Source organism: Nocardia wallacei, from assembly GCF_029869545.1.
GTDB lineage: Bacteria > Actinomycetota > Actinomycetes > Mycobacteriales > Mycobacteriaceae > Nocardia > Nocardia wallacei_A.
In genome coordinates this window covers 1-25651 of the sequence record NZ_JARWQD010000362.1, presented here as the reverse complement: position 1 = coordinate 25651, position 25651 = coordinate 1, and the positions used below count along the sequence as shown (strand labels likewise).

Annotated in this window: 26 protein-coding genes; 13 read left to right on the top strand and 13 right to left on the bottom strand. The window is 69.3% G+C overall.

Going from position 1 to position 25651, the window contains the following annotated elements; translation table 11 throughout:
• Positions 1 to 374 precede the first annotated feature (374 nt).
• Positions 375 to 860 (top strand): glutathione peroxidase, encoded by a 486-nt coding sequence (locus QH290_RS33310; RefSeq protein WP_280387254.1) that lies wholly within the window; start codon positions 375 to 377, stop codon positions 858 to 860.
• Positions 861 to 864: 4 nt separating this feature from the next.
• Here QH290_RS33310 and QH290_RS33305 read toward each other — a convergent pair whose 3' ends face one another.
• A complete protein-coding gene (locus QH290_RS33305) occupies positions 865 to 2211 on the bottom strand; it encodes a cytochrome P450 (protein WP_280264137.1) in 1347 nt (448 codons plus the stop codon).
• Between the two features lie 125 nt (positions 2212 to 2336).
• Positions 2337 to 2903, bottom strand: coding sequence for a TetR/AcrR family transcriptional regulator (locus tag QH290_RS33300; protein ID WP_280264176.1), 567 nt, complete (start codon positions 2901 to 2903; stop codon positions 2337 to 2339).
• Positions 2904 to 2998: 95 nt separating this feature from the next.
• On the opposite strand from QH290_RS33300, the gene QH290_RS33295 reads away from it, so the two are divergent.
• Complete coding sequence (locus QH290_RS33295) at positions 2999 to 3667, top strand: class I SAM-dependent methyltransferase (RefSeq protein ID WP_280264139.1); 669 nt, start codon at positions 2999 to 3001, stop codon at positions 3665 to 3667.
• On the opposite strand, the gene QH290_RS33290 is transcribed toward QH290_RS33295, so the two are convergent.
• On the bottom strand, positions 3668 to 4879 hold the full coding sequence (locus QH290_RS33290) for an MFS transporter (RefSeq protein WP_280264141.1): 1212 nt from the start codon (positions 4877 to 4879) through the stop codon (positions 3668 to 3670).
• A gap of 90 nt (positions 4880 to 4969) precedes the next feature.
• Here QH290_RS33290 and QH290_RS33285 point away from each other — a divergent pair, with 90 nt between their 5' ends.
• Positions 4970 to 5551, top strand: a complete 582-nt coding sequence (locus QH290_RS33285; RefSeq protein ID WP_280264142.1) for a helix-turn-helix domain-containing protein — start codon at positions 4970 to 4972, stop codon at positions 5549 to 5551.
• A gap of 6 nt (positions 5552 to 5557) precedes the next feature.
• Here the strand turns inward: QH290_RS33285 and QH290_RS33280 are convergent, their stop codons facing one another.
• The 9 genes from QH290_RS33280 to QH290_RS33240 all read right to left on the bottom strand — a co-directional run bounded on the left by QH290_RS33280 (position 5558) and on the right by QH290_RS33240 (position 14610).
• Positions 5558 to 6625 (bottom strand): glucosidase family protein, encoded by a 1068-nt coding sequence (locus QH290_RS33280; protein WP_280264144.1) that lies wholly within the window; start codon positions 6623 to 6625, stop codon positions 5558 to 5560.
• Positions 6618 to 7343, bottom strand: a complete 726-nt coding sequence (locus QH290_RS33275) for a class I SAM-dependent methyltransferase (RefSeq protein ID WP_280264146.1) — start codon at positions 7341 to 7343, stop codon at positions 6618 to 6620. The genes QH290_RS33280 and QH290_RS33275 overlap by 8 nt, the downstream gene beginning before the upstream one ends.
• On the bottom strand, positions 7337 to 8575 hold the full coding sequence (locus tag QH290_RS33270; protein WP_280264148.1) for a glycosyltransferase family 4 protein: 1239 nt from the start codon (positions 8573 to 8575) through the stop codon (positions 7337 to 7339). The genes QH290_RS33275 and QH290_RS33270 overlap by 7 nt, the downstream gene beginning before the upstream one ends.
• A gap of 50 nt (positions 8576 to 8625) precedes the next feature.
• Positions 8626 to 9486: an LLM class F420-dependent oxidoreductase gene (locus tag QH290_RS33265; protein ID WP_280387252.1), complete on the bottom strand. Its 861-nt coding sequence runs from the start codon at positions 9484 to 9486 to the stop codon at positions 8626 to 8628.
• 15 nt (positions 9487 to 9501) lie between these two features.
• Positions 9502 to 11001 carry an FAD-dependent oxidoreductase gene (locus QH290_RS33260; protein ID WP_280264152.1) on the bottom strand — a complete coding sequence of 500 codons (1500 nt, stop codon included), beginning with the start codon at positions 10999 to 11001 and terminating at the stop codon, positions 9502 to 9504.
• A 74-nt stretch (positions 11002 to 11075) separates the two neighbouring features.
• Positions 11076 to 11483, bottom strand: coding sequence for a carboxymuconolactone decarboxylase family protein (locus QH290_RS33255; protein ID WP_280264154.1), 408 nt, complete (start codon positions 11481 to 11483; stop codon positions 11076 to 11078).
• Positions 11480 to 12361, bottom strand: a complete 882-nt coding sequence (locus QH290_RS33250) for an NAD(P)-dependent oxidoreductase (protein WP_280387250.1) — start codon at positions 12359 to 12361, stop codon at positions 11480 to 11482. The genes QH290_RS33255 and QH290_RS33250 overlap by 4 nt, the downstream gene beginning before the upstream one ends.
• On the bottom strand, positions 12358 to 13110 hold the full coding sequence (locus tag QH290_RS33245) for an SDR family oxidoreductase (RefSeq protein WP_280264156.1): 753 nt from the start codon (positions 13108 to 13110) through the stop codon (positions 12358 to 12360). Before QH290_RS33245 ends, QH290_RS33250 begins: the two co-directional genes overlap by 4 nt.
• A gap of 36 nt (positions 13111 to 13146) precedes the next feature.
• Positions 13147 to 14610 (bottom strand): aldehyde dehydrogenase, encoded by a 1464-nt coding sequence (locus tag QH290_RS33240; protein ID WP_280264158.1) that lies wholly within the window; start codon positions 14608 to 14610, stop codon positions 13147 to 13149.
• Positions 14611 to 14911: 301 nt separating this feature from the next.
• On the opposite strand from QH290_RS33240, the gene QH290_RS33235 reads away from it, so the two are divergent.
• From QH290_RS33235 to QH290_RS33200, 8 genes are all read left to right on the top strand, one after another.
• Complete coding sequence (locus QH290_RS33235; RefSeq protein ID WP_280264160.1) at positions 14912 to 16132, top strand: cytochrome P450; 1221 nt, start codon at positions 14912 to 14914, stop codon at positions 16130 to 16132.
• 49 nt (positions 16133 to 16181) lie between these two features.
• Positions 16182 to 16988, top strand: a complete 807-nt coding sequence (locus tag QH290_RS33230; RefSeq protein ID WP_280264162.1) for an SDR family oxidoreductase — start codon at positions 16182 to 16184, stop codon at positions 16986 to 16988.
• Complete coding sequence (locus QH290_RS33225; protein WP_280264163.1) at positions 16988 to 17191, top strand: ferredoxin; 204 nt, start codon at positions 16988 to 16990, stop codon at positions 17189 to 17191. Before QH290_RS33230 ends, QH290_RS33225 begins: the two co-directional genes overlap by 1 nt.
• A 17-nt stretch (positions 17192 to 17208) precedes the next feature.
• Positions 17209 to 17760: a nuclear transport factor 2-like protein gene (locus QH290_RS33220; protein ID WP_280264165.1), complete on the top strand. Its 552-nt coding sequence runs from the start codon at positions 17209 to 17211 to the stop codon at positions 17758 to 17760.
• A 5-nt stretch (positions 17761 to 17765) separates the two neighbouring features.
• Positions 17766 to 19001: a hypothetical protein gene (locus QH290_RS33215; RefSeq protein WP_280387248.1), complete on the top strand. Its 1236-nt coding sequence runs from the start codon at positions 17766 to 17768 to the stop codon at positions 18999 to 19001.
• A gap of 23 nt (positions 19002 to 19024) precedes the next feature.
• The gene (locus QH290_RS33210; RefSeq protein ID WP_280387246.1) at positions 19025 to 20635 is read left to right on the top strand and encodes an acyl-CoA synthetase; all 1611 of its coding nucleotides are present in this window, start codon (positions 19025 to 19027) and stop codon (positions 20633 to 20635) included.
• 108 nt (positions 20636 to 20743) lie between these two features.
• Positions 20744 to 21436, top strand: a complete 693-nt coding sequence (locus QH290_RS33205) for an acetoacetate decarboxylase family protein (protein WP_280264178.1) — start codon at positions 20744 to 20746, stop codon at positions 21434 to 21436.
• 32 nt (positions 21437 to 21468) lie between these two features.
• Complete coding sequence (locus QH290_RS33200; RefSeq protein ID WP_280387243.1) at positions 21469 to 22257, top strand: SDR family NAD(P)-dependent oxidoreductase; 789 nt, start codon at positions 21469 to 21471, stop codon at positions 22255 to 22257.
• Between the two features lie 84 nt (positions 22258 to 22341).
• Here QH290_RS33200 and QH290_RS33195 read toward each other — a convergent pair whose 3' ends face one another.
• Positions 22342 to 23163, bottom strand: a complete 822-nt coding sequence (locus QH290_RS33195) for a crotonase/enoyl-CoA hydratase family protein (protein WP_280264173.1) — start codon at positions 23161 to 23163, stop codon at positions 22342 to 22344.
• A gap of 136 nt (positions 23164 to 23299) precedes the next feature.
• On the opposite strand from QH290_RS33195, the gene QH290_RS33190 reads away from it, so the two are divergent.
• Together QH290_RS33190 and QH290_RS33185 are read left to right on the top strand one after the other, a co-directional pair.
• On the top strand, positions 23300 to 24898 hold the full coding sequence (locus QH290_RS33190; RefSeq protein ID WP_280264175.1) for a succinic semialdehyde dehydrogenase: 1599 nt from the start codon (positions 23300 to 23302) through the stop codon (positions 24896 to 24898).
• A 72-nt stretch (positions 24899 to 24970) separates the two neighbouring features.
• A partial coding sequence (locus QH290_RS33185; RefSeq protein WP_280387240.1) for an LLM class flavin-dependent oxidoreductase occupies positions 24971 to 25651 on the top strand: 681 nt, incomplete at its 3' end.

The following is a 25651-nucleotide window of genomic DNA, read 5'->3' as shown; positions in this document are numbered from 1 at the left end:
TGCGTTGCGGGGCGGCCTGGTATTTCCGCATCCGCCGCGTCCGGGGGTGTGTTTTTTGCGGCGTGCTGGGAATTTTGACTAGGCCGCGTGCGGGGGTGTGGGCTCTGTGGCGTGCTGGGGATGGGAACTAGGCCGCGTGGTGGGGGTGGGAACTAGGCCGCGTGCCGGGGATGGGAACTAGGCCGCGTGCCGGGGTGGGGGCTACGTGGTGTGCCGGGGTGTGGGCGCTTCGTGGCGTGCTGGGGGAGTGGGCTTTGTGGTGTGCGGGGAGCGTGCTTTGTGGCGTGCCGAGGTGGGTTTCGTGGCGTGGCGGGGATGTGAAGCTCGGGCTGAGGCGGTGGGGCGATGATCGAAATCGACCTATCATCGGCCCTGTGACTATTCGTGACATTCCCGTACGTACCCTGTCCGACGAATCCACCACGCTCGGCGAGTTGGCCGGGGACAAGGCGCTGCTGGTGGTGAACGTGGCCTCCAAGTGCGGCCTCACCCCGCAGTACACCGGCCTGGTGGAGCTGCAGCAGACCTACGGTCCGCGCGGATTCAGCGTGGTCGGGGTGCCGTGCAACCAGTTCATGGGCCAGGAACCCGGCACGGCCGAGGAGATCGAGCAGTTCTGCTCCACCACCTACGGCGTGGACTTCCCGCTGCTCGAGAAGTCCGAGGTGAACGGCGAGGGACGGCATCCGCTGTACCGGGAGCTGGTGCGGACCACCGACGCCGAGGGCGAGGCGGGCGACATCCAGTGGAACTTCGAGAAGTTCCTCGTCGACCGCGACGGCAAGGTGGTGGGCCGCTTCCGGCCGCGCACCGAGCCGAAGGACCCGGCGGTGGTCAGCGCCATCGAGTCGGTGCTGTAGCGGGTCAGCGGCGGCGGTAGCGGACGGCGCAGGGCTGCTGTAGTTGGACGACCATCTTGGAGTGGTCGTTGCGGTAGCTGTCGGAGGGCTGGACCATCTCGAATTCCCAGTCTCGCAACAGGATCGAGAAGATGGCCTTGAGTTGCATGAGGGCGAAGGCCGCGCCGACGCAGCGATGCCGCCCGGCGCCGAAGGGGATCCAGGTCCAGCGGTTGACCAGATCGGCCTGGTTCGGGTCGAGGTAGCGGCCCGGGTCGAAGCGGTCGGGCTCCGGGAAATCCTCCGGGATGCGGTTGGATACCGCGGGCGTGGCGGCCACGAGATCGCCCGGCGCGATGTGGTTTCCGCACACCTCGAACTCGTCGCGTGCGACCCGCATGAGGATGATCAGCGGCGGGTGCAGCCGCAGGGTCTCCTTGAGCACCGCCTCCAGCTGCGGAATCTGGCGCAGCGCATGGAAACTCACGTCCTTGCCGTCGGCGTAGAGCTCGTCCAGCTCCGCGATCACGCTCGCGAGCTGCTCCGGATGCCGTAGCAGTTCGATCACCGTCCAGGCCGCGGTGCCCGAGGTGGTGTGGTGCCCGGCGAACATCATCGAGATGAAGATGCCGGTGATCTCGCTGGCGGAGAAGCGCGGGGCGCCCTGTTCGTCGCGGATCGAGACCAGCACGTCGAGCATGTCCCGATCCTGTTTGCCCGCAGGCGGATTCGCGATCCGCCGGTCCATGATCGCCTGCACCAGCTCGACCAGTTCGGCGCGGGCCTCGTCGCGGCGGCGGAAGCTGTCGATCGGCGCGTAGGGGTCGACGTAGCACAGCGCGTCGGTGCCCTGTTCCAGCTCGTGGTACAGATGCGCGAAGCGCTCGTCGAGCTCGTTGCGGAACTTGACGCCGATCAGGCAGGCCGAGGAGGTGTAGATGGTCAGCTCGGCGAAGAACTCCAGCAGGTCGATCTCGCCCTCGTCGCCCCAGCGCGACAGCATCCGATCCACCTCGCGCGCAATGGTTTCCGCATGCCCGCGCATATGCTCGCCGCGCAGCGCCTGATTGTGCAGCATCTCCTTGCGGCGCTCCGGGCTGGCATCGAACACCACGCCCTCGCCGAAGATCGGCTTCATGAACGGGTAGGCCGCGCCCTGGTCCAGGTCCTCGTCGGCGGCGCGGAAGAAGAACTCGTTGGCCTCCGAGCCGGACAGCATGATGACGTTCTTGTCGGCCAGCCGGAACGAACCCACATCGCCGCACTCCGCGCGGACCCGGCGCATCAGCGCGATCGGATCGGTGCGGAACTCCTCGAGATGGCCGTGTTCGTGGCCGCCCCCGGACACCTGCTGTGGTTTGACGAGCGTCATCGGAAATCCTTCCGCCGTACCGGATCCACCCGTGATGGACACGTGTCTGGACGGTACTACGGAAGCGAGTCCGCGGCAAGGTATCGGACTGTCTCCAGCGGGGAATTGCGCGGGTGCGGAGTCGATTACTCCAGCACTCGGAGAGTGGACTTTTCGAGCCGGTCGGCGATCTCGGCGTAGGAGGCGTAGCCCATTCCGGCGCGCACCAGGGCCCCCGCGTAGAGCAGCTCCAGCGTTTCCACGATATCCGGATCGGCATCGTCGCCGAGGGCGGTGACCAGGCGCTTGCGGATCTCGGACCCGATGCGCACCCGCAGATGTGCCACGTCCGGATCGGTGCCCAGCAGTGCGCTGGTCACCGCGCCCGCGAGCGCGGGCTCGTCGGCCACCAGCATCGCGATCTGGCGCTGCACCGCGACCACTCGGGCGGTGGGGCCGGAATCGTCGTCCGCGGGCGGCGGCGTCGCGGCCAGGCGGCGCCAGAAGACCTCCGCGACAAGGTGTTCCTTGGAGGAGAAGTAGGTGTAGGCCGTGGCCGTGCCCACCCCCGCCGCGGCGGCTACCATGCGGACCGTCAGACCCGCGAAACCCTCGCGGGACAGCACCTCGAGCGCGGCCTTGGTAAGCCGGTCGACGGTGTCGGCCTGCTTTTCGGTGAGGCGGCGCCGGGTCGCCTCGAGGCTGACGGGCATCGGATCGGACACGTGTCTGGATGCTACTATGGACACCTCTTACGGGCAACTCGCACGGCCCGTGTGCCACGTGCCGACAGAAAGGTTCGCCCCTCATGACCCGTGCCGATTCGGCGATTCCCGTTGGTTCGGAAGAATTGTTCGATCTTGCCGAGCGAACTACCGGTTTCATGCCGATCGAGGAGGGGAGGGCGCTGTACGAGGCGGCGCGGCGATACGCGGGCGACGGCATTGTCGTCGAAATCGGAACCTATTGCGGCAAGTCGGCGATCTACCTCGGCGCGGCCGCCCGCGAAACCGGCGCGACGGTGTACACGATCGACCACCACCACGGCTCGGAGGAGCATCAGCCGGGCTGGGAGTATCACGACAGTTCGCTGGTCGATCCGGCGACGGGACGATTCGACACCGTCGCGGCGTTCCGGCGGTCGATCGTGCGCGCCGGTCTCACCGAGACGGTGGTGGGCGTGGTCGGCGCCTCGGCCACGGTGGCGCGCATGTGGCGCACGCCGATCCGGTTGCTGTTCATCGACGGCGGGCATACGGAGCAGGCCGCCCAGCGCGACTACGACAACTGGGCACACTGGGTGGCCGCCGGTGGTGCGCTGGTCATCCACGACGTCTTCCCCGATCCCCGCGACGGTGGTCAGGCGCCCTACCACATCTACCGAAAAGCCTTGGACAGCGGGAAGTTCCGCGAGGTCGAGGCGGTCGGCTCGATGCGCATCCTCGAGCGCGACACGGGCTGCGGCGGCCAGGCATAGTCAGCCCCGCCCGCGTCGGTCGAGGAGGATCAGTGGGACGGCGGCCGTGGCGAGGGCGGCGCCGATCAGGCACACCGAGGTGAGTGCGGCGCCCGACGTGAGCGTTGTGGCCGCCAGGACCGGCGTGAGGCTGATGCCCAATTGGAAGGCCGACACGGTCGTCGCTCCCGCGAGCGTGGGCGCATCGGCGGCGATGGCGAACACGCGTCCGTAGAGAGCTGGGTTGAGCACGAACGCGGCGACTCCGAGCAGGAACACCGTCGGCACCGCGACCCAGACCTGCTCGATCTCGGCCGCCAGCACCAGCGACAGCGCCGCGATCGACAGCGCACCGGCGAGCAGTGCGAGGTGTGGTCGCCGGTCGGAGATTCGGCCGCCGACGGACAGGCCGACGAAGGCGCCGATCCCGAACAGTGCGAGGACGGCCGGAATCCAGACCTCGGAGACGCCGGTGCTCTCGGCCAGCATGGCCGCCAGATAGTTGAACGTGATCATGTACGCGGCGGTGGACGCGATGACGATCGCGTAGACGACCCAGAGCATCGGCCTGCGCATCGCGGTGACCTCCCGCGCGACGCTCGCTGTCGGGCCGGAACCCGTTGTGGCCGAGGGGAGTCCGAGCACGCTGCCGACGATGCCCGCGAGCGTCAAGGCCACCACGGCCCAGAATCCGCCCCGCCACTCGGTGAAGTGGCTCAGCAGCGTTCCCGCGGGGCCGCCGGCGATCATGGCCACGCTCAGGCCGCTGACCACGACGCCGGACGCGCGGGCGGTGCGGTCCGGGGTGACCAGCCCGATCGCGGTGACCGAGGCGACGGCGAAGAATCCGGCGTAGGCCACACCGGCGACGACCCGGCTGACCAGCAGCACCTGATAGTTGCCCAGCAGCCCGGCGGCGACGGCGGCGGCGAAGACGCCCTGCGTGGCGACCAGGGCGGTGCGACGCGGCCAGCGCAGGCTGAGCACGGCGAACGGCGGGCCTCCGAATACGACGCCCAGCGCGAACGCGGTGATGAGCATCCCGGCCGCGGAGAGCGTGACATCGAGGTCGGCGGCGACCTCGGGTAGCACACCGGCCAGCAGGAATTCGGCGCTCCCCATCGCGAACAGGCTGAAGCCCAGCAGGTACACCCCGGCCGGTAACCGGTCCGGCCGACCGCTCCGAAACCGCTGCGCGCGGGCACTTCTCGTTGCATCCGTTGTGATGTTCATCCGGATCACCTCCGCTACGAGCATCGGAGGGCTCGCCCGGTATCGACAAACACCGTTGCCGATTCCGGGACGCATTGGTTGACTGGGCGCATGGACGAGCCGAGTGTCGGTGCCGCGATCGAGCAGATCGCACCCCGGTTGCGGCGCGCGCGGGAGAAGAAGGGCGTCAGCCTCGCCGAGATCACCCGGGCCACCGGGATCTCGACCAGCACCCTGTCCCGGCTGGAGTCCGGGCAGCGCAAGCCGAGCCTGGAGCTGCTGTTGCCGATCACGGCGGCCCTGGGCATCCCCCTCGACGAGATCGTCGCCGCACCCCGCATCGTCGATCCGCGGGTGCCGCAGCACCCCACCAGCAAGGACGGCCGGGTCCTGATCCCGCTGTCGCGGCACAGCGCCGAGCCGCGCGCCTACAAGATGACCATTCCCGCGCACGACCGGGAGCCCTATCTGCGGACCCACGCGGGCTACGAGTGGCTGTACGTGCTGCGCGGGCAGCTCCGCGTCCGGCTCGCCGACCACGATTTCGTGATGTCCGCCGGTGAGGCCGCCGAATTCGACTGCCAGATCCCGCATTGGTTCGGCGCCGCCGGGCGCGGCGATGTCGAGGTGCTGAGCCTGTTCGGCAAGCACGGGGAGCGCATCCACGTGCGCGCCCGGACCCCGCGCCGCTGACCGGCGCTACCGGCGGGAACCGATACAGTCGCAGGCGAATCCGGCGGTGATGTCGATCGGTGCGGCCGCATCCCGGAAGATCCCGGCGGCCGCCGTCGCATTCGACAGCGCGTCGGCGGCGAGGATCATCGCCGCCCCGGTCCAGGTGGTGCGTTCCTCCGGCCAGCGCTTGCCGTCCGCGAAAACGAGTCCGGTCCAATAGGATCCGTCGTTCTCGCGCAGATGCTGCATGGATCCCAGTAGCTCCCGCGCGCGCCGGTGGTCGCCCAGGGTGTCCAGTGCCAGGGCCAGTTCGCAGGTCTCCGCTCCGGTGACCCAGGGGCGGTCGGCGACGCAGCGGATGCCGATCCGGCCCACGACGAAATCACCCCAGCGGGAGTCGATCCGCTCGGCGCCGTCGGCGCCGCGGTAGGCGCCGCACAGCACCGGGTAGTACCAGTCCATCGAGTACCGGTTCTTCTCGGCGAACGACTCCGGATGATGCCGCAGGGCATGACCGAGGCGCAGCGCCGCGACCTCCCAGTCCGGCTGTGGATCCCCGACCAGTTCGGCCAGCGCCAGCGCGCAGCGGATGCTGTGGAACATGCTCGAGCAGCCGGTGAGCAGCGCCTCGGGAATCACACCGGAAGCCGAACGCAGCCAATAGATCTCGCCGTTGCGCCCCTGCTGCATGGTGGCGACGTAATCGATGGCGGCGCGGACCGTCGGCCACATCGACTCGGCGAAGGAACGGTCGCCGGTGCGGCGGTAGTGGTGCCAGACGCCGGTGGCGATGTAGGCGCAGAAGTTGGTGTCGGTATCGGCGTTCTCGACCGCGCCGCCGCGGAACTGCAGGGGCCAGGAGCCGTCCGGCCGCTGGGTGCGCGCGGACCACTCGTAGGCGGCGCGCGCCTCGCTCAGCAGGCCCGCGGCGGTGAGCGCCATGGCGCTCTCGATGTGATCCCACGGATCGGTGTGGCCGCCGGTGAACCACGGTATGGCGCCGCCGGATTCCTGCTCGGCGGCAATGGATTCGGCGGTGCGCCGGCACTGCGCGGCGGTGAGTATGCCGGGCACTGCCGGTAGGTCACGCACGTCGCACCGCCGGTTTGGTGAAATACAGCGCGACGCTCTTGCCGATGACCGGGTCCAGTGCCGTCTCGGCGAAACGGGTCTGCCAGGGTCGTTGCATCATGTCCCACACCAACAGTCGGTGATATGCCGCGACTACCCGGCTGTCGGACTTCGACACCCCCACCAGACATTTCAACCACCAGTACGGCGAGTGCAACGCGTGGGCGTGGGCGCTGTGGACGAATCGCATCCCCCGGCGGGAGATCTTGTCCCGCAGGTCGTCGGCGCGATAGATGCGGACGTGCCCGCCCTCGTTGGCGTGGTACTCGTCCGACAGCAGCCAGCAGATCCGCTCGGGCAGCCAGCGCGGCACGGTGACCGCCAGGGCGCCACCGGGTTTCAGCACCCGCACGAGTTCATCGATGGCGCTGTCGTCGTCGGGAATGTGCTCGAGGATCTCCGAGGCGACGACCACGTCGAATTCGCCGTCCTCGTACGGCATGGCCAGCGCATCGCCCTGTACCGCCTCGGCCTTCGCCGCGCCGGGCGCCTCGCCCGCCTCGGCCATGGCGCCGAACATGAGCTTCACATCGGCCAGATCGCTCGCGTTCTGATCGAAGGCGACGATATCCGCGCCGCGCCGGTACGCCTCGAACGAGTGGCGGCCCTGCCCGCAGCCCACATCGATCACGCGGGTGCCCGGCCGGATGCCCAGGCGGTCGAAGTCGACGGTCAGCATGGAATGATCTCCTCGCTCGTGCGGCGCGCGATGGCCTGCTCGTAGACGGAAACGGTCTGTGCGGCAACGGCTTCCCAGCTGTATACCGTCAGGGCTCGGTGACGCCCGGCGGCGCCGAGCTCGTCCAGGCGGCGCCGCGAGTCCAGCAGGCGCCCGATCGTGTGGGTCAACTCGTCGATATTTCCCGGCTCGACCAGTTCGGCACAGTCGCCCACGACCTCCGGCAGTGCCCCGGCGCGGCTGGCGACCAGCGGGGTGCCGCTGGCCATGGCCTCCACGGCGGGCAGCGAGAAGCCCTCGTACATCGAAGGGATGCAGGCGATCTCGGCCGAGGCGAGCAATTCGGCCAGGTCCAGGTCGGACAGTCCGGCGCCGGCGGTGACGATATCGGACAGGCCGAGCTCGGCGATCAGCTTCTCGGTGGGGCCGTTGGGCTCGAGCTTGGCCACCAGCCGCAACTCGAGATCGTGCGAAAGCCGCAGCCGCGCAACGGCGTGCAGCAGGTGGCCGATGCCCTTCAACGGCTTGTCGGCGCTGGCCACCGCGACGATCCGGCCCGGCACCCGGCGCCCCCGCGGCCGGAACAGCTCGGTGTCCACGCCCAGCGGCACCACGTTCAATTGCGACATGTCGACGCCGAAATCGTCGACGATATCGGCGGCCGAGGACGACGACACCGTGATCAGGTCCGGGATCTGCCGGGCCACCTGCCGCTGCATGCCGAGGAAGCCGTACCAGCGGTGTACGAACGGCTTGCGCCGCCAGGGCGCGGCGGCCAGGTCGAGCGCGCGGTCACGGGTGATCGGGTGGTGCACGGTGGACACCAGCGGCAGCTGCCGGGCGATATGGAGCAGTCCGGTGCCGAGGCACTGATTGTCGTGCACCACATCGAAATCCGCCGCGCGCGAGCGCAGCAGCCGGGCGGCGCGCAGGCTGAACGTGCGCGGCTCCGGGAATCCGGCCGTCCACATGGTGGCCAGCTCCAGCAGGTCGATCCGGTCGCGGATCTCGCCGGGGCGGGGCGTGCGGAACGGGTCGGGCTCCCGGTACAGGTCCAGGCTGGGCACCTCGGTCAGCGTCACCCGCGGATCGAGGTGTTCCGGATACGGCTGGCCGGAGAACACCTCGACCCGGTGCCCGAGCTCGGCCAGGCCGTGGCCGAGGTGCCGGACATAGACCCCCTGCCCGCCACAGTGGGTCTTGCTGCGGTAGGACAGCAGGGCTATGCGCACGGTATCGGCTCACTCTCCGGTGGTCGAAACAGTCAGGGAACTAGGGGGTTTCAGGCGGTCAGCCCGAGCGGTGCCAGCTTGGCGGCGAGCCGGTCGAGGTAGGCCAGCACATCGGATTCGGGCTTGTCGGGCAGGCCGTACAGCACATCGGTGACCCCGGCGGTCTCCCATTCGGCCAGGCGCTGCGGGTCCGGCTTACCGTCGAGGGCGACGACGCGCGGGCGCCCGCTGCGGCCCGCGTCCTGCCAGACCTTGTGCAGCAGGGCCAGCCGTTCCAGCAGCGTCTCGGTCTCGTAGGGCGTGGTGATCCAGCCGTCGGCCGAGCGGGCGATCCAGCGGAACCCCTGTTCGGTTCCGGCGGTGCCGATGAGCACGGGCACGTGCTGCTGCACCGGCTTCGGCCATGCCCAGCTGGGGCCGAACTTCACGAACTCGCCGTCGTAGGCCGCCTCCTCCCGGGTCCACAGGGCCCGCATGGCCTCGAGGTACTCGCGCAGCACCGTGCGGCGCTTACCGGCGGGGACGCCGTGATCGGCGAGTTCGTCGGTGTTCCAGCCGAATCCGGCGCCGAGGCTCACGCGGCCTCCCGACAGGTGGTCCAGCGTCGCGATGGTCTTGGCGAGCGTGATGACATCGTGCTCGACGGGCAGCGCCACGGCCGTGGACAATTCGATGCGCTCGGTGACCGCGGCGGCGGTCCCCAGCGCCACCCACGGGTCGAGGGTGCGCATATAGCGGTCGTCGGGCAGGCTGGCATCGCCCGTCAGCGGGTGTGCCGCTTCGCGTTTCACCGGAATGTGGGTGTGCTCGGGCACGAAGAACGAGGCGAAGCCATGGTCCTCTGCGGCCTTCGCGGCCGCGGCGGGGGTGATTCCGCGGTCGCTGGTGAACAAGACGATGCCGAAACGCATGGGCCCGTGGTCCTTTCAGTTCCCCGCAGCAGGGGTGTGGTTTGCTTGCCCGGTGGCCGCCGCCACGCCCGCGCGACGGCCGTAGAAGCTGCCGTCGCCGAGTGAGGCGCCGCTGGCGTAACCACCCGCGCAGATGCCGGAGGTGCAGCGCCCCGCGGCATACAGGCCCGCGATCGGCTCGCCGGAGACGTGCAGCACCCGCGAGTCGAGGTCGGTGCGCAGGCCGCCGAGGGTGAATCCGGCGGTGAAACCCCGCATGTCGTACCCCGCCAGCGGGGCGCCGACGGGCCTGACCCACTCCGGCTTCTTGCCCAGCACCGGATCGACGCCGTCCTTGGCGTGCCGGTTGTAGACCTCGATCGTGGACTGCAGAGTGCCTGCGGGCAGCCCCATGTCGGCCTCCAGTTCCTCCACCGATTCGGCCACCCAGGTGGGTGGCTGCCGGAAGAACGGGGTGGCGGTCTCGGTCGCGTCGGCCGCCTCGAGCGCCTCCTCGTCGAGGATCAGGAAGGCCTGATTGTCCTGCTGCAGCAGCGTGGCCTGCCCGATGCGCCCGGGATAGGTGTCCTCCGGGATGTAGCGCTGGCCGCGCCCGTTGACCAGGATGCCGCGGGCCATCCGCTGCGGATCGCCGAAGATGGCGACCTCCGTGGCGTCCATGTGGGCCAGGTCGGCGCCGAGGGCCTGGGCGATGCGGATGCCGATGCCGTCGTGCTCCTCGATGGCCGCGCCCGGGCGGCCGATCAGCCGCGGCGCGTAGCCCTCGATCATCTGCTGCTGGTAGGCGAAGCTGCCGGTGGCCAGCACCACGCCGCGCCGGGCGCGGATATTCAGCTGCTTGCCATAGCGTTTCGCGACGACGCCGACGACGCGATCGGTGTCGTCCACGATCAGCCGCTGCAGCCGAATGTCGTATTCGGCACGGACGCCGAGCTTTTCGGCCGTGTCGGTGAGCGGCTTCATCAGCATGTAGCCGCCGCCCTGCTCCCCGGTGCGCTTGTTCTCCATCTGCGGCAGATGTCCTCGTGGCGCCGGGGGCACGAGTTCGTTGAAGGGGGCGGCGTTCTCGCCGCCGGAATACATCAGGCCCTCGTCGTGCGGCGGCTCCCAGCCGGGCTCGCCCCAGAACGCCTCCTTGAACGGAACACCCTGGGCCACAAGCCAGTTGAAGTGCTCGACGCTGCCCTGGCAGTAGTCGTGCACCTTCGCCTTGTCGACGCCCGGGCCCAGCGCGGCCACCAGGAACTTCTCCATGTTCTCGGGGGTGTCGTCGAATCCGAGCGCCTGCTGCAGCGGGGTCCCGCCGCCGAGGTAGATGAACCCGCCCGACAGCGCGGCCGCGCCGCCCCAGCCGCCGGTGCGCTCCAGCACCAGCACGTCGGCGCCCGCCCGGGCGGCCTCGATCGCCGCGGCCGCGCCCGCGACGCCGTACCCGGCGACCACGACATCGGCTTCGAAATCCCAGGTGGTGATCGTGGCGGCACGCGCGGGGCGCACGGTGGGGGTCTCGGTCATCGTCTGCTGTTCCTCACTTGCTCGGCTGGATTGTCCGGTGCCATCTCATCGTCGCGCGCCCCGGTGTCCGCTCGTCACGGCTCACCCGCTGGCCGGGACTTCCGCTCGGCCTTGCGCTGCTGTCCCACTACCTTGCCCACCACGCCGTCGAGCGTGGTGCCCGCCGGCCAGCCGACGTAATGGCACAGGAACAGCGCGATCTCGTGGAGTTGGTCGGCGGTGAGTTCCTCGTTGCGCAGCGCCGCGCCGAGCTGGATCTCGGCGACGTCGAACGCGCCCTGGGCGGCCAGCGCGCCGAGCAGCAGCAACCGCCGGTCGCGCACCGACAGGCCGGGCCGCGACCAGATGTCGGCGAACAGGTGGTCGGCGGTGGCGGCGAAGTGGGCGCCCGGGCCGTCGGAGAACTCCCACCCGTACACCTCGGACATCTTCTTCAGACCGCGCTGCCTGCGTTCTGCGGCCGATTCGCCATGCTCGCTCATCGCTGCTCCTTTGCGGTATCACCGGCGCCGACGCCGAGTCCGGGGCCGAGGCCGTCGAGGGCCGTGCGGGCCAGGGGTAGCTCGATTCCGAGCCGCTCGCCCAGCGACAGCGCGAGCGACAGGTCCTTTTCGCCCAGGTCGCGGACGTGGCCGAGGATCGAGTGCCAGAAGTCGCCGGGCGGCACCGGCGCGGTGGTCTCGCGCAGCATGATCGCGCCGGGACCGCCGGTGACGGCGTCGGAGTGGCGTACCACCTTGCCGAGGTCGGTGATATCGAGTCCGGCGGTCTCGGCGAGGCGCTGGGCCTCGGACGCGGCGGTGAAGGCGACGAAGTGCAGCAGGTTGCGCGCGAGCTTCATCCGGGTGCCCGCGCCGGCCGGGCCCGCGTGCACGACGAGATCGGCCCAGCGGCCGAAGGGTTCGCGGATTCGTTCGAAGGCGGTGTCGCTGCCGCCGACCATCACCGCGAGCCTGCCCTGTTTCGCGCCCTGCGCGCCGCCGCTGATCGGCGCATCGACGAATTCCACACCCCGCCCGGCGCATTCGTCGGCCAGCTCCACCGCGGTCGCATCGCTGATGGTGGAGTGCACGGCGACGACCGTGCCGGGTTCGGCCGTCCGCAGGATCCCGTCGGTCCCGGTGACGACCTTGCGCACCTGATCGTCGTCGAGGACGACCACGGAGATCACGGCTGCTCGCGCGGCCGTATCGGCGGGGGAGTCCGCGGCCTCGGCACCGCGCGCGGTGAAGGTCTGCGTGGCCTCCGGACGCACATCGCAGACCACGAGCCCGCCGGGCCGGTCCAGCAGGCGCTCGGCCATCGGGGCGCCCATATTGCCCAGTCCGATGAAGCCGACGCGAAAGTCGTTGCCGCTCATGACCGGAAGATCTGTCCGCCGTCGACGTTGAGGATGTGCCCGGTCACCCAGCTCGCCTCGTCGGACAGCAGATACAGGCAGGCGCCGACGAGGTCGTCGGGAGTTCCCATGCGTTTCAGGGGCAGTCGCTGCACCATATCGTCGACGATGGTGCCCGGGGTGACCGTCTTGGTGGCCTCGGTGTCGATCGGGCCGGGGGCGATCGCATTGATCCGGATCCTGGAGCCGCCGAGTTCGGTCGCCAATTGCTGGGTGAGACCGTTGATACCGGCCTTGGCCAGGCCGTAGAAGCCCGAATAGAGCCAGGCCGCGGTGGAGGATTGGTTGACGATCGACCCGCCGCCGTTCTTCGCCATCTGCTGCCACACGGCGCGCGTCATGTTCAGCGCGCCGTCGAGGTTCACGCCCATGAACTTCTTGTAGTAGTCCCAGGGGACGGTCAGCAGCAGGTCGAGCTTCATATCGCCGTAGATGGCGGCGTTGTTGACCAGGTGATCGATGCGGCCGAACCGCTCGGTGGTGAATTCGGCCAGGGCGGTGGCGGATTCGGGATCGGAGACATCGACGGTGTGGAATGCGGCGGTGCCCCCGGCGGCGGTGATCTCCTTGGCGACCGCCTCGCCCTTGTCCGAATTGAGGTCGGCGACAACCACCTCGGCGCCCTCGGCGGCCAGGGCCTTGGCGTAGGCGGCCCCGATGCCCTGGGCGGCGCCGGTGACGATCGCGGATCGTCCGGTGAAGCGGGCCATGATGAAAACTCCTCTGCGGCAGGGATTGTGCGGCGGCTATTCGGCGGTGGCGATGAGCTTGGTCTCCAGGTACTCCTCGAATCCGGCGACGCCGAGCTCGCGGCCGATACCGGACTGCTTGTAGCCGCCGAACGGCGCGTCGGCGGAGTACCAGACGCCGCCGTTGACGCCCAGCGTGCCGGTGCGCACCCCGTTGACGACGTGGCGGATCCGATCGGGGTCGGTGCCCCACACCGCGCCCGACAGCCCGTACGGCGATTCGTTGGCGAGCCGGATCGCGTCGTCGTCGCCGTCGTGCGGGATCACCACCAGCACCGGGCCGAAGATCTCCTCCTGGGCCACGGCCGAGGTGTTCGGCAGTCCGGTGATCAGGGTGGGCTCGACGAACCAGCCGGGGCGATCGGGACGCCCGCCGCCGACCACGAGCGTTCCGCCCTCGGCGCGCGCGATGTCGAGGTAGCGCTCCACCCGGGTGCGCTGCCGCTCGGAAATCAATGGGCCGCAGATGGTTCCGGAATCGCTCGGGTCACCCGGCACGATCCCCGCCATGGACTTCGCCGCCGCGGCGACCGCGTCGTCGTAGGCGGCGCGCGGCACCAGCAGCCGGGTCGTCAGCGCACAGCCCTGTCCGGCGTGCACGCAGACCGAGAACGCCGCATAGCTTGCGGCGGCGGCGATATCGGCGTCGTCGAGCACCACGAACGCGGACTTACCGCCCAGTTCCAGGAACACCTTCTTCAATGTCGCTGCGGCACCGGCCATTACCGCGCGACCGGTCTGGGTGGAGCCGGTGAAGGAGATCATGTCCACCCGCGGATCGGTGACGAGCTGACTGCCCAGGGCGTGATCGCCGGAGGTGACGATGCCGACCACGCCCGCCGGGATATCGGTCTGTTCGGCGATGACCTTGCCGACCAGCGCGGCGCACCAGGGCGTATCGGGTGCGGGCTTGAGCACCACCGTCGCACCGGCGGCCAGCGCCGGGCCGAGCTTGGCGAAGTTGATCTGGTGCGGGAAGTTCCACGGCGTGATGGCGCCGACCACGCCGATCGGCTCCTTCCGCAGCCGGCGGGCGGACCTGACGCCCATCGGTGCCGCGCTGCCGAGGTCGGTCTCCCACTCGTAGCTCTCGGCCAGATCGGCGAAGTATCCGAGGTCGCCGATCGGCCCCTCGAGCTGCGGACCGCCGGTGAGCATGCGCGGGGCGCCCACCTCGGCGATCGTGACCTCCCGCAGCTCCTCGATGTGGCCGCGTAGCGCCTCGCGCAGCTGCCGCAGGCATCTCGCCCGCAACGCGTGATCGCGGGACCAGTCGGTGTCGTCGAACGCGGACCGGGCGGCCGCGATGGCCGCATCCATATCCGCGGCATCGCCGTCGGCCGCCTGCCCCAGCACCTCACCGGTCGCCGGATTGACCGTCGGGAACACCCCGGCGCCGCCCGGCACCAGTTTGCCGCCGATCAACAGCGACGAGCCGTCGGTGGTGACGAGCCTGCTCATCGGTTGCTCCCATGCTGTCTGGACACGTGTACGGACTATAGGTTCGGGGCGGTGGGTGGCGCAAGAACTTGTTTCAGTTCAAGCTATCCCTGCGCCGGGAATGAGAACGTGGGACCGCGTGCCGTGCCGGGGAATGAGGATGTGGGACTGCGTGCCGTGCCACGTCGAAAATACGCCGAACTCATTGTCGGCGCGAGGCGGCGGTGGTACCGTCCAGACACATGTCCAGCTATGTGTCTTTCGGGGCGGTCCGCGACCGCCGCGAACGGCTGAACTCGTTCTCGAATGTGGGGTGGTGGCGATGACCGGATCGGCCAGTGCGTCGGCGTCGGTGGAGCCGCTCGCGTTCGATCCCTACGACTACGCGTTCCACGACGATCCGTATCCGGTGTACCGCCGCCTCCGTGCCGAGGCGCCGCTGTATCACAATCCGGAGCTGGGATTCTGGGCGTTGTCGCGGCACGCCGACGTGGTCAACGGCTTCCGCGACCATGCGCGCCTGTCCAGCGCCAACGGGGTGTCGCTGGATCCCGCGGCCTGGGGTCCGCACGCGCACAAGACCATGTCGTTCCTGGCGCTGGACGATCCACGCCACCTGCGCATGCGGCAATTGGTCAACAAGGGCTTCACCCCGCGGCGGGTCACCGAAATGACCGACCGCATCCGCGAACTGACGCTGCAGCACCTGGAACCGGCGCTGGCGGGCGAAAGTTTCGACTGGATAGACGATTTCGCGGGCAAACTGCCGATGGACGTCATCTCGGAGCTGATGGGCGTCCCCGAGCCCGATCGGGCCGAGATCAGAAGGCTCGCCGACCAGGTGATGCACCGCGAGGACGGCGTGCTCGACGTCCCGGTCCCCGCCATGGAGGCGTCGCTGCACCTGGTCGGGTACTACGCCGACATGCTCGCGCAGCGCCGCCGCGCTCGCACCGAGGACCTGACCTCCGCGCTGCTGGACGCCGAGATCGACGGGGACAAGCTGTCCGACGACGAGATCATCGGCTTCCTGTTCCTGATGGTGGTGGCGGGCAACGAGACCACCACGAAGCTGCTCGGCAACGCGTTGTATTGGGCCGCAATCGATCCCACGCAGTACGCGAAGGTGGCCGAGAATCCGGAGCTGGTCGGTCACTGGGTGGAGGAGACGCTGCGCTACGACACCTCCAGCCAGATCCTCGCCCGCACCGCCGCGGTGGACATCGAACTGCACGGCGGCACCATCCCGGCCGGGGACAAGGTGTTGCTGCTGGTCGGCTCCGCGAATCGGGACGAGGACGTGTTCGCCCACTCCGACACCTACGACATCGAACGCGCCGACAAGGGCGGGCTGGTCAGCTTCGGACGCGGGGTGCACTTCTGTCTCGGCGCCCATCTGGCGCGGCTGGAGGCGGGAATCGCCCTGCGCGAGTTCACGAATCGAGTGCGGGCCTACGGAATCGACGAATCGGGCATCGAACGCGTGCACTCCACGAATGTCCGCGGGTTCGCGAAACTCCCTGTCGCCGTGGAGGCCCGATGATTCCGGATTGCCGCCCCGTGCCCGAGTCGCCCCGAAAGGTTGGTCGCTGATGCCGCGCTTCGAACCCCACCCAACGCGCCGACCGGCCCTGATCGCCGGTGCCTCCTCCGGCATCGGCGCCGCTACGGCGGTGGCCCTCGCCGAGCAGGGCCATCCGGTCGCCCTCGGGGCCCGGCGTGTGGACATCTGTGAATCGTTGGCGGAGAAGATCCGTGCCGACGGCGGCGAGGCCTTCGCGCACAAGCTGGACGTGGCCGACGGCGACTCGGTGGACGAGTTCGTCGCGGCGGCCGAAAAGGCGTTGGGCCCAGCGGAAGTCGTCGTCTCCGGCGCCGGAGATCTGGAGTTCGGGCATGCCTACGACATGGATCCCGAGACGTTCCTGCATCAGGTGCAGGTGCACCTGGTCGGCGCCCATCGATTGGCGCACCGGGTCGTCCCGGACATGATCGCGCGCCGCCGCGGCGATTTCATCGTGATCGGATCCGACTGCGCCGACCGACCGCGGCCGGGCGTGGGCGCCTACAACGCCGCCAAGACCGGACTCGAGGCGATGGCCCAGCAGCTTCGAATGGAGCTGGAGGGCACGGGGGTTCGGGCCTCGATCGTGCGTCCCGGGGCGACGCAGACCGCGATGGGCATGAACGGCGCTCCCGAGGTGATCGGTCCCATGCTGGAGGAATGGGTGCGGTTCGGGTTCGCGCGGCATCCGTACTTCCTGCGCGCGTCCGATATCGCCGCCGCCGTGGTCGCGGTGGCCGCCACGCCGCGCGGCGCGCATCTGGTGCTGGTCGAGGTGCAGCCGGAAGCGCCACTGCGGGAACCGGATTCGGACAGCGCCGGAGGGGAGCGTTGATGCGCATCGAGGTGGATCTCGATCTGTGCCAGGGGCACGCGGTCTGCCAGGACGAGGCGCCCGCGGTGTTCACCGTGCCGAAGAACGGCAAGGTGCAGATCCTGCGGACCGATCCGGGCGACGACCTCGAGGCGGCGCGCGACGCCGTCCGCTACTGCCCGACCCAGGCTTTGACGATCGTCGACGACAACCAACAGCCCTGATACCGAAGGACATGCACATGGCCTCCTTTACCCGTGACGAGCTCGACGAAATGGTCCGCCGCTGGGTGGACGAGAACAAGCGCTGTGAGGACGCGGGCGACTGGCGGCCGCTGGCGCAGATGTACACCGAGGACGCCACCTACGGCTGGAACTACGGGCCCACCCAGGAGTTCATGGCCGTCGGCCGCGACGAGATCCGCGACCTGGCGCTCGGCCAGGAGATGGCCGGGCTGGAGGGGTGGACCTACCCCTACCAGGAGTTCGTCGTCGACGACCGCAGCGGCACCGTGATCGGGTTGTGGAAACAGATCAACGAGGCGAAGCGCGCCGACGGACGCCACTACAGCCCGGAGGGCATCGGCGGCAGCTGGTTTCGCTACGGCGGCGACTTCCAGTGGTCGTGGCAGCGCGACTTCTTCGACTTCGGAAATGTCGCAGCGCTTTTCATGGACATGATCACCGATGACGCGCTGTCGCCGGGCATGCGGAAGCGCATCGAGCGGTCGACCTCGAAGGACCCGCTACCAGGGTGGTACCGCATCGGGGAATCCCCGGTTCCCCTGTGGTGACCGGCATGTCGTCGCGATACGCCGACCTGTCCCGCGACCGGCTCGCCGTGCTGGTGCCGGAGCTGCTGCTGTGCGGGCATCTCATCGACCGCTCCGGCATGGCGCATTCGATCGCGGCCTTCGGCCGGGACGGCATGGCCGAGATCGCCATCGAGGAGTGGCAGCTGGCCAGTCCCGTCTACACCCGGCGGATGCGCGAGGCGCTGCGGATTCCCGGCGACGGGGTCGTCACCATATTCAAGGGCCTGCAGCTCGACATCGGGGCGCCGCCGCAGTTCATGGACTTCCGGTTCCGGGTCGACGACCACGACCACGGGGAGTTCTGGCTCGATCACTGCGGTGCGCTCGCGGATGTGGAGCCGATGGGCGAGGACTTCGTGGTGGCGATGTGCCACACCATCGAGGATCCGACCTTCGACGCGACCGCGCTGGCCACCAATCCGCACGCGCAGGTGCGTCCGATCCACCGCCCGCCGCGACGGCCCGCCGACCGGAATCCCGTGTGCGCGTGGACGGTGACGATCGATGCCGCCCACGAACCACCGCCGATCCCGGCGAACGCCGCCCGCATCGCGGAATCGGCGGCCGCTCGCCTCGAACTCGCGCCGGTCGATCCCGCCGATCCCGGGCAGTCGGACTATGCCGGACCGCTGCTGAGCGATCTGCGGTTCGCCGATTTCTCGCGATCGGCGCTGGTGCGGATGGCCGACGAGGTGTGCCTGCAGCAGCATCTGCTGACCCTCGGATTCCAGATCGCCGTGCGATCACGCACCGATTCGGCGGCGGCGCAGGACATTGCGCGCAAGCAGTTCACCGGGATCGCCGGATTGACCTCCGAGCGGATTCGCAAGGCGCTGGGTCTCGGCGACGACTTCGCCGCCCTGGCACAGGTGCTGCGGTGGCATCCGGCGTGGAATCCGTTGCCCTACACCGATATCGAGATCACCGGCTACCACGACAGCGTGGTGCTGCGGCTGGCCCGCGATTGTCCCGGCGTGGCCGACGGGGGGTGGCCCGCGCTGATCGACGCCGACCACCCCGAACCGCTGGACGCGATGGTCCGCGGCGTCAACCCGCACTTCCGCAGCCGGGTGCGCGCCGACGGAGCCGACCTCGTCGCGGAGATCACCGCGGCCGACACGCCGTTCGCGGAGGCGTCCGAGGTCGCCGTCACCCGCTTCAGCACCGGCGCCGACTTCGCCTTCGCCGAGCGGCGGCCGCTGCCGCTCACCGTCGTGTAATCCCCAGCCAGAGAGCAGAAATCATGCCGAACAACTTCGCCGACCTGTTCGAGCACGCCGTCGACGCCATGCCCGACCGGGTGGCGGTGATCCAGGGCGAGCGCCGGTCGACCTTCCGGGAGCTGGAGGGCCGGGCCAACCAGCTCGCCCATCATCTGGCCGCGAACGGCGTCGGCACCGGTACCCACGTCGGATTCCAGATGCACAACAGCATCGAGACGCTGGAGACGCTCGTCGCGTGCTTCAAGGTGCGCGCGGTGCCGATCAATATCAACTACCGCTACGGCGCCGACGAGCTGCGCTACGTCTATGACAACGCCGATCTCGAGGCGCTGGTGCACCACCGCTGCTATGCGCCCGTGGTCGACACCGTGCGCGAACAGATGCCCTCGATCCGGTACGCCCTCGTGGTCGACGACGACCAGGGCGGCGCCGGGCTGCCGTGCCGTTCGGTGCCGTATCAGGACGCCTTCGAAACCTCCTCCACCGCACGAGATTTCGAGCCGCGCACCGCCGACGACCTGTTCATGATGTACACCGGTGGCACCACCGGAATGCCCAAGGGCGTGATGTGGCGGCAGGAGGACATGTGGCGGGTGCTGGGCGGCGGCATCGACTTCTACACCGGTGAGCCGGTCGCCGACGAGTTCCAGCAGTCGCGCACCGGCGCGCAGGGTGAGCCGAGCCGCTGGCTGGTGCTGCCGCCGCTGATCCACGCCGCCGCCATGATGCCGACCTTCACCGCGCTGTGGTCCGGTAACGGCGTGATCTTCCAGCCGCGCTTCGATCCCGCCCGGACCTGGCGGATGGTGGCGCGGGAGCGGGCGAACGTCCTGGTCATCACCGGCGACGCCATGGCGCGACCGTTGCTGGACGCCTATCGGGAGGCGCCGGTGGACGCGTCGTCGATGCTGGCGATCGGCTCGGGCGCGGCCCTGCTGTCGCAGCCGGTGAAAAACGAACTGCTGGAGCTGTTCCCGCACACCGTCGTCACCGATTCCATCGGCTCGTCCGAAACGGGTTTCGGCGGTATCGGATTCGCCCAGAAGGACGACGACCCGGCACGGGGGCCGCGGGTGCAGACCGGCCGCGGGGCCATGGTGGTGGACGACGATGGCCACCAAGTGGTTCCGGGTCAGGAGGGCTGGGTTGCCAAGCGGGGCAACGTTCCCCTCGGCTACTACAAGGACGAGGCCAAGTCCGACAAGCTGTTTCGCACCGTGGACGGCGTGCGCATGGTCGTCACCGACGACCGCGCCCGGGTCGAGGCCGACGGTTCGATCACACTGCTGGGCCGCGGCAATATGGTGATCAACACCGGTGGCGAGAAGGTCTTCACCGAGGAGGTGGAGGCGGTGGTCAAGTCCCATCCGGCCGTCTACGACGCGGTGGTCATCGGGGTGCCACACCCCCGGTGGGGGCAGCAGGTCGCCGCCGTCGTGTCCGGGCACGGCACGCAGCCGGTGGATTTCGCCGCCCTCGAGGACCACATTCGCAGCCATCTGGCGGGCTACAAGCTGCCGCGCCGGATCTGGGTCGTCGATGTCGTGGGCCGCACCCCGAGCGGCAAGCCCGACTACCGCTGGGCCAAAGACCATGCGGCGAGCCGGGATCCGGACCACGAGGCGGGGTGAGCCGAGCCGGGATCATCCCGTCGGTTCCCGCTCAGTGGGATCGATCGCCGAATTCCGGGCGCCGAATCCGCGCTCGATCATCCTAGAACGTGTTCTAATTACGAGGTGATGGCGCAGGTGTATTCGATTCTCGGTGAGCAGATCCGGGTCCCGGTCGAGGTACGTCACGCCGAGGCGTGCTCGAGCCTGTTCCCGGTCGATCCGGCGGCGGCGCGCGGCCTGCTGGCGGGGACCGGGCTGGAACCGGTGCGGTTCGCGGGCCGCGCGCTGTGCGCGCTGGCCTTCATGCGGCACCTCGACACCGACCTCGGCCCCTATCACGAATTCGCCTTCTCGCTGCTGGCTCGGGTGCCGGGTCGTCGGCGCAGTACCGGTGCCTATATCCGCTGGCTGCCGGTGAATCAGAGTTTCACCTGCACCGTCGGCCGCGAGCTCTGGGGTTTCCCCAAGGAGATGGCCGATATCCGGATCGTCCCGAAGGGCCGCGGCAGGCGGTGCGAGGTACGGCTCGAGGACCGGCTCGTGGTGGCCCTCGACAGCGGCGGCGGGCTGCCCGCGCCCGCGGGCCTGGGCGGCGCCTCGATGCAGACCTACACCCATCGCGACGGCGTGCTCCGCGCGACGCCGTGGGTGATGGAACCCGCACGGGTTCGAATGTGCCTGGGCGGCACCAGGATCGAACTGGGAGACCATCCGGTCGCGGCGGAGATGCGCGGCCTCGGGCTACCCACGCGCGCCTTGTTCACCAGCCATATCGGCTCGCTGCGCATGGCTTTCGAGGAAGCCACGGAAATCCGATGAGTAAGCCGCGCGGACCCGACACAGGAGGCAACATGACCAAGACCGCATTGGTGACCGGGGCCGCGAGCGGCATGGGCCGCATCGTCGCCCATCGCCTGGCCGCGGCCGGATACCGCGTAGCCGCGGTGGACGTGAACGAGACCGGGCTGGCCGAAACCGCCCGGCGCTCACCGAATATGACCACCTACACCTGCGACGTCTCCGATACGGCGGCCGTCACGACGCTGGTGGACAAGGTCAGCGCCGAGCTGGGGCCGATCGAGCACCTGGTGCATGCCGCCGCGCTGTGCCGCGTGGGTTCGACTCTCGCCCAGGGTGTTCCGGAGATGCGCCGGATCATGGACATCAACTACATCGGCACCGTCAATCTGTGCCAGGCCGTCATCCCGGCCATGCGCGACGCCGGATCCGGCACGGTGGTGCTGTTCGCGTCGGTGGCCGGGTGGCTGCCGTCGCCGGGGCTGGCGGCGTACTCGGCCTCGAAGTTCGCGGTGGTCTGCTACGCCGAGGCGCTGTCGCTGGAGCTGGCGGGCAGCGGTGTGCGGCTGATCGCCATCTGCCCGCCGCACGTGGAAACCCCGTTCCTGGACGGAGTTCGGTCGGTCGATCCGGCGATCCTGGCGGGCAGCAGCGGTATGGCGCCCGAGAAGGTGGTCGACGCCATGGAGAAGGCCGTCGCCAACCCGAAGTCCCCGCTGTTCGTCTTCCCCGGCCCCGCCCGGCCGCTCTGGCTGGCCCGTCGCTTCGCGCCCAACCTGCTGCGCAAGCAGATCGCCCGCATGGTGAAGCCCACCGTCGCCGCGGACACCCGCGGCGAGTAGATGTGCCCCGGCGGGCCCCGACGCCGGTCGGGCCGGGTCCGGCGGCCGCGGTTCGCCCGGCCGCCGGGCGGGATTCGTCGGCCGTCAGTGGCCCGTGAACTCCGGCTTGCGCTTCTCGGCGAACGCGCGCGGACCCTCCTTGGCGTCCGCGCTGCGGAATACCTCCAGCCCGAGCCTGGCGTCGATCTTGAAGGCCTCCTCCTCGTGCAGGCCCTCGGTGTCGCGCATGGTCCGCAGGATCGCCCGCACCGCCAGCGGCCCGTTGGCATTGATCAGCTCGGCGATCTCCAGAGCCTTGTCCAGGGCCGTGCCGTCGGGCACCACGTGGCCGATCAGGCCGATCTCCTTGGCCTCGGCGGCGCGGATGTGCCGCCCGGTGAGCAGGATCTCCGCGGCGACCGTGTACGGAATCTGCCGGGGCAGCCGCACCGCGGAGCCGCCCATCGGGAACAGGCTCCAGCGCGCCTCGGAGACACCGAATTTCGCGCTCTCCCCGGCGACGCGGATGTCGGTGCCCTGCAGGATCTCGGTGCCGCCCGCGATGGCCGCGCCCTCGACCGCGGCGATCAGCGGCTTGGTGAGGCGGCGGCCCTTGAGCAGGCCGGGCATGTAGGTGGGGTCGAAGGCGCCGCCCTCGCTCATGTTCTTGCCCGGATCCTGCTTGGTCATCGCCGTCAGGTCGGCACCGGCGCAGAACGCGCCGCCCGCGCCGGTGAGGATGCAGGAGCGGATCTCCGGATCGTTGTCGACGGTGTCCCACGCCTGCACCATCAGCTCCAGCATCTCGCCCGACAGCGCATTGCGAACCGCCGGGCGGTTCATGGTGACGATGAGCGTGTGACCGCGGCGCTCGATCAGCGCATGGGGTTCTGTGTTGCTACCGGTTTCAGTGGCTGCCGTCGTCATCGCCGATCCTCTTTCGTCCTGGCTCTGCCTGCGTATCGGGGACGAAGTTACCCCTCTACATTGTCCATAACAATAACGTGTTCTAGTTTGGAGCATGGTGACCGCCGTCACCGGGCGGCAAGTTAGGGAGATCCTGATGGAGACAACTACGCACAGCGGCGCGACCACGTTGCCGCCGCGGATCACGACGACGCTCATCGACCGGCTGACCGCGATGGTGACCGCGGGCACCGCCGGGGACAAGCGCGAGCCGTACGAGATGATCGAGGTCTACACCGGTGCCGTGGTCGGCGAGCTGCCGCAGTCCTCGCCCGAGGATGTGACCGCCGCGGCGGCGAATGCCCGTGCCGCACAGCGGGAATGGGCGCGGCGGCCGGTGTCGGAGCGGCTGGCCGTCTTCGAGCGCGCGCACGAGCTGATCCTGGCGGAGATCGAGACGATCGCCGACCTGATCCAGATCGGCTGCGGCAAGACGCGGCGGATGGCGATCGAGGAATCGTGCGATCCGCCGATGGTGATCAGCCACTACCTCAAGACGGCAGCGAAGGTGCTGAAGCCGGTGCGGCGCGGCGGCGCGATGCCGTTCATCACCACCTCGACCGAACAGCACCGGCCCAAGGGCGTGGTCGCGGTCATCGCCCCGTGGAACTTCCCGTTCGCCATCTCCATGTCCGATTCGATCCCGGCGCTCATCGCGGGCAACGGCGTGGTGCTCAAGCCGGACAACAAGACGGCGCTGTGCACGCTGTTCGGGGTGGAACTGCTGCACAGGGCCGGGCTGCCGCGCGGCCTGGTCCAGGTGGTGTGCGGGACCGGGCCGGACGTCGGTCCGACGCTGATCGAGAACTCCGACTACGTGATGTTCACCGGTTCCACCGCCACCGGCCGCACCATCGGTGAGCAGGCGGGGCGGCACCTGATCGGATGCAGCCTGGAGCTGGGCGGTAAGAATCCGATGATCGTCCTCGACGATGCGAACCTCGACGAGGTGATCCCCAGCGCCGTGTTCGCCGTCTACGGCAACTCGGGCCAGGCGTGCATGCACATCGAGCGCATCTACGTCCACGATCGGATCCACGACGAGTTCGTACGCCGGTTCGTTTCCGCCGCAGAGGAATTGGGCGCCCAGGCGGGCGCCTCCTACGACTATGCGCCGGAGTTCGGATCGCTGGTGTCGGTGGATCAGATGGAGCGCGTCGCCGCGCATGTGGACGATGCCAGGGCCAAGGGGGCGACCGTGCTGACCGGCGGCAAGGCCCGCCCGGATCTCGGACCGGCGTTCTACGAACCGACGGTGCTGACCGGCGTCACCTCGGACATGGCGCACGCCACCATGGAGACCTTCGGCCCGGTGGTGACGGTGTATCGCTACTCCGACGAGCAGGAGGCGATCCAGCAGGCCAACGCCACCACCTACGGTCTCAACGCGAGCGTGTGGAGCCGGAACCTGGAGCGCGCCAATCGAATTGCCGACCGGCTCGAGGCGGGCAACATCAATATCAACGACGGTTTCGTGGCCACCTACTCGGCCAAGGTGACCCCCTCCGGCGGCGTCAAGCAGTCCGGTGTCGGCACCCGCCACGGCGATGCGGGCCTGCTCAAATACACCGACACCATCAACGTCGGCGTCCAGAAGAAGCAGGTCCTCGCCGCCCGCGCGGGCATGCCCTACGACAAGCAGCTCAAAACGACACTGCTCACCCTGCGCCTGATGCGCAAACTCCGCATTCGCTGATCCCGCACTTGACCTCGACCATCCTCGAGGTTTCAGGATTGGGGCACGAGAGCTTCGTGGAGAGGAATCGTCATGCCCCGTCCGAAGATCGGTGTCGCGCTGCCCACCATGGAAATCGGTCACATCGGCCCCGGCGGTATCGCCGAGGCCGCCCGGCGTGCCGAGGCCGCCGGGCTGGATTCGGTCGGTGCGGCCGATGTGCTGCTCGGCGACGGGACCGCGGCGCTGGAGCCGATGGTCGCGCTGGCCACGGCCGCCGCGGTCACTCACGACATCGCCCTGGAGTTCGGGGTGCTGTCGGTGCCGACGCGGCCGCTGCCCATGCTCGCCGCGCAAGTCCAGACGCTGCAGTACCTGTCGGGGAACCGCGTCGGTCTCGGGCTCGGAATCGGCGGGTTCCCCGAGTCGCCGTTCTGGCGGGCACTGTCCGCCCCCACGCGCGGGCGCGGCAGGCAACTCGACACCGCACTCGATCTGCTGCCCGGGCTGATCGCCGGTGCGCCGACCCTCCTGCCGGGAGCCGAAACGCCCCTGGTGCTGAGCCCGGCCGCCGCCGTTCCGCCCCTCTACGTCGGCGGCGGCACCGCGGATGTGGTGTTGCGCCGGGTAGCGCTGCGCGCCGCCGGGTGGGTGCCGGCGGCGCGGGCCCCCCCCGCGGGGCCCACGGCCCCCGCGCCCCGACGAGAACAAGCCCCCCCCCCCCCCAGCCCACCCCCCCCCCCCCCAAAAAAAGGGGTAAAAGGCAGCAGGGGT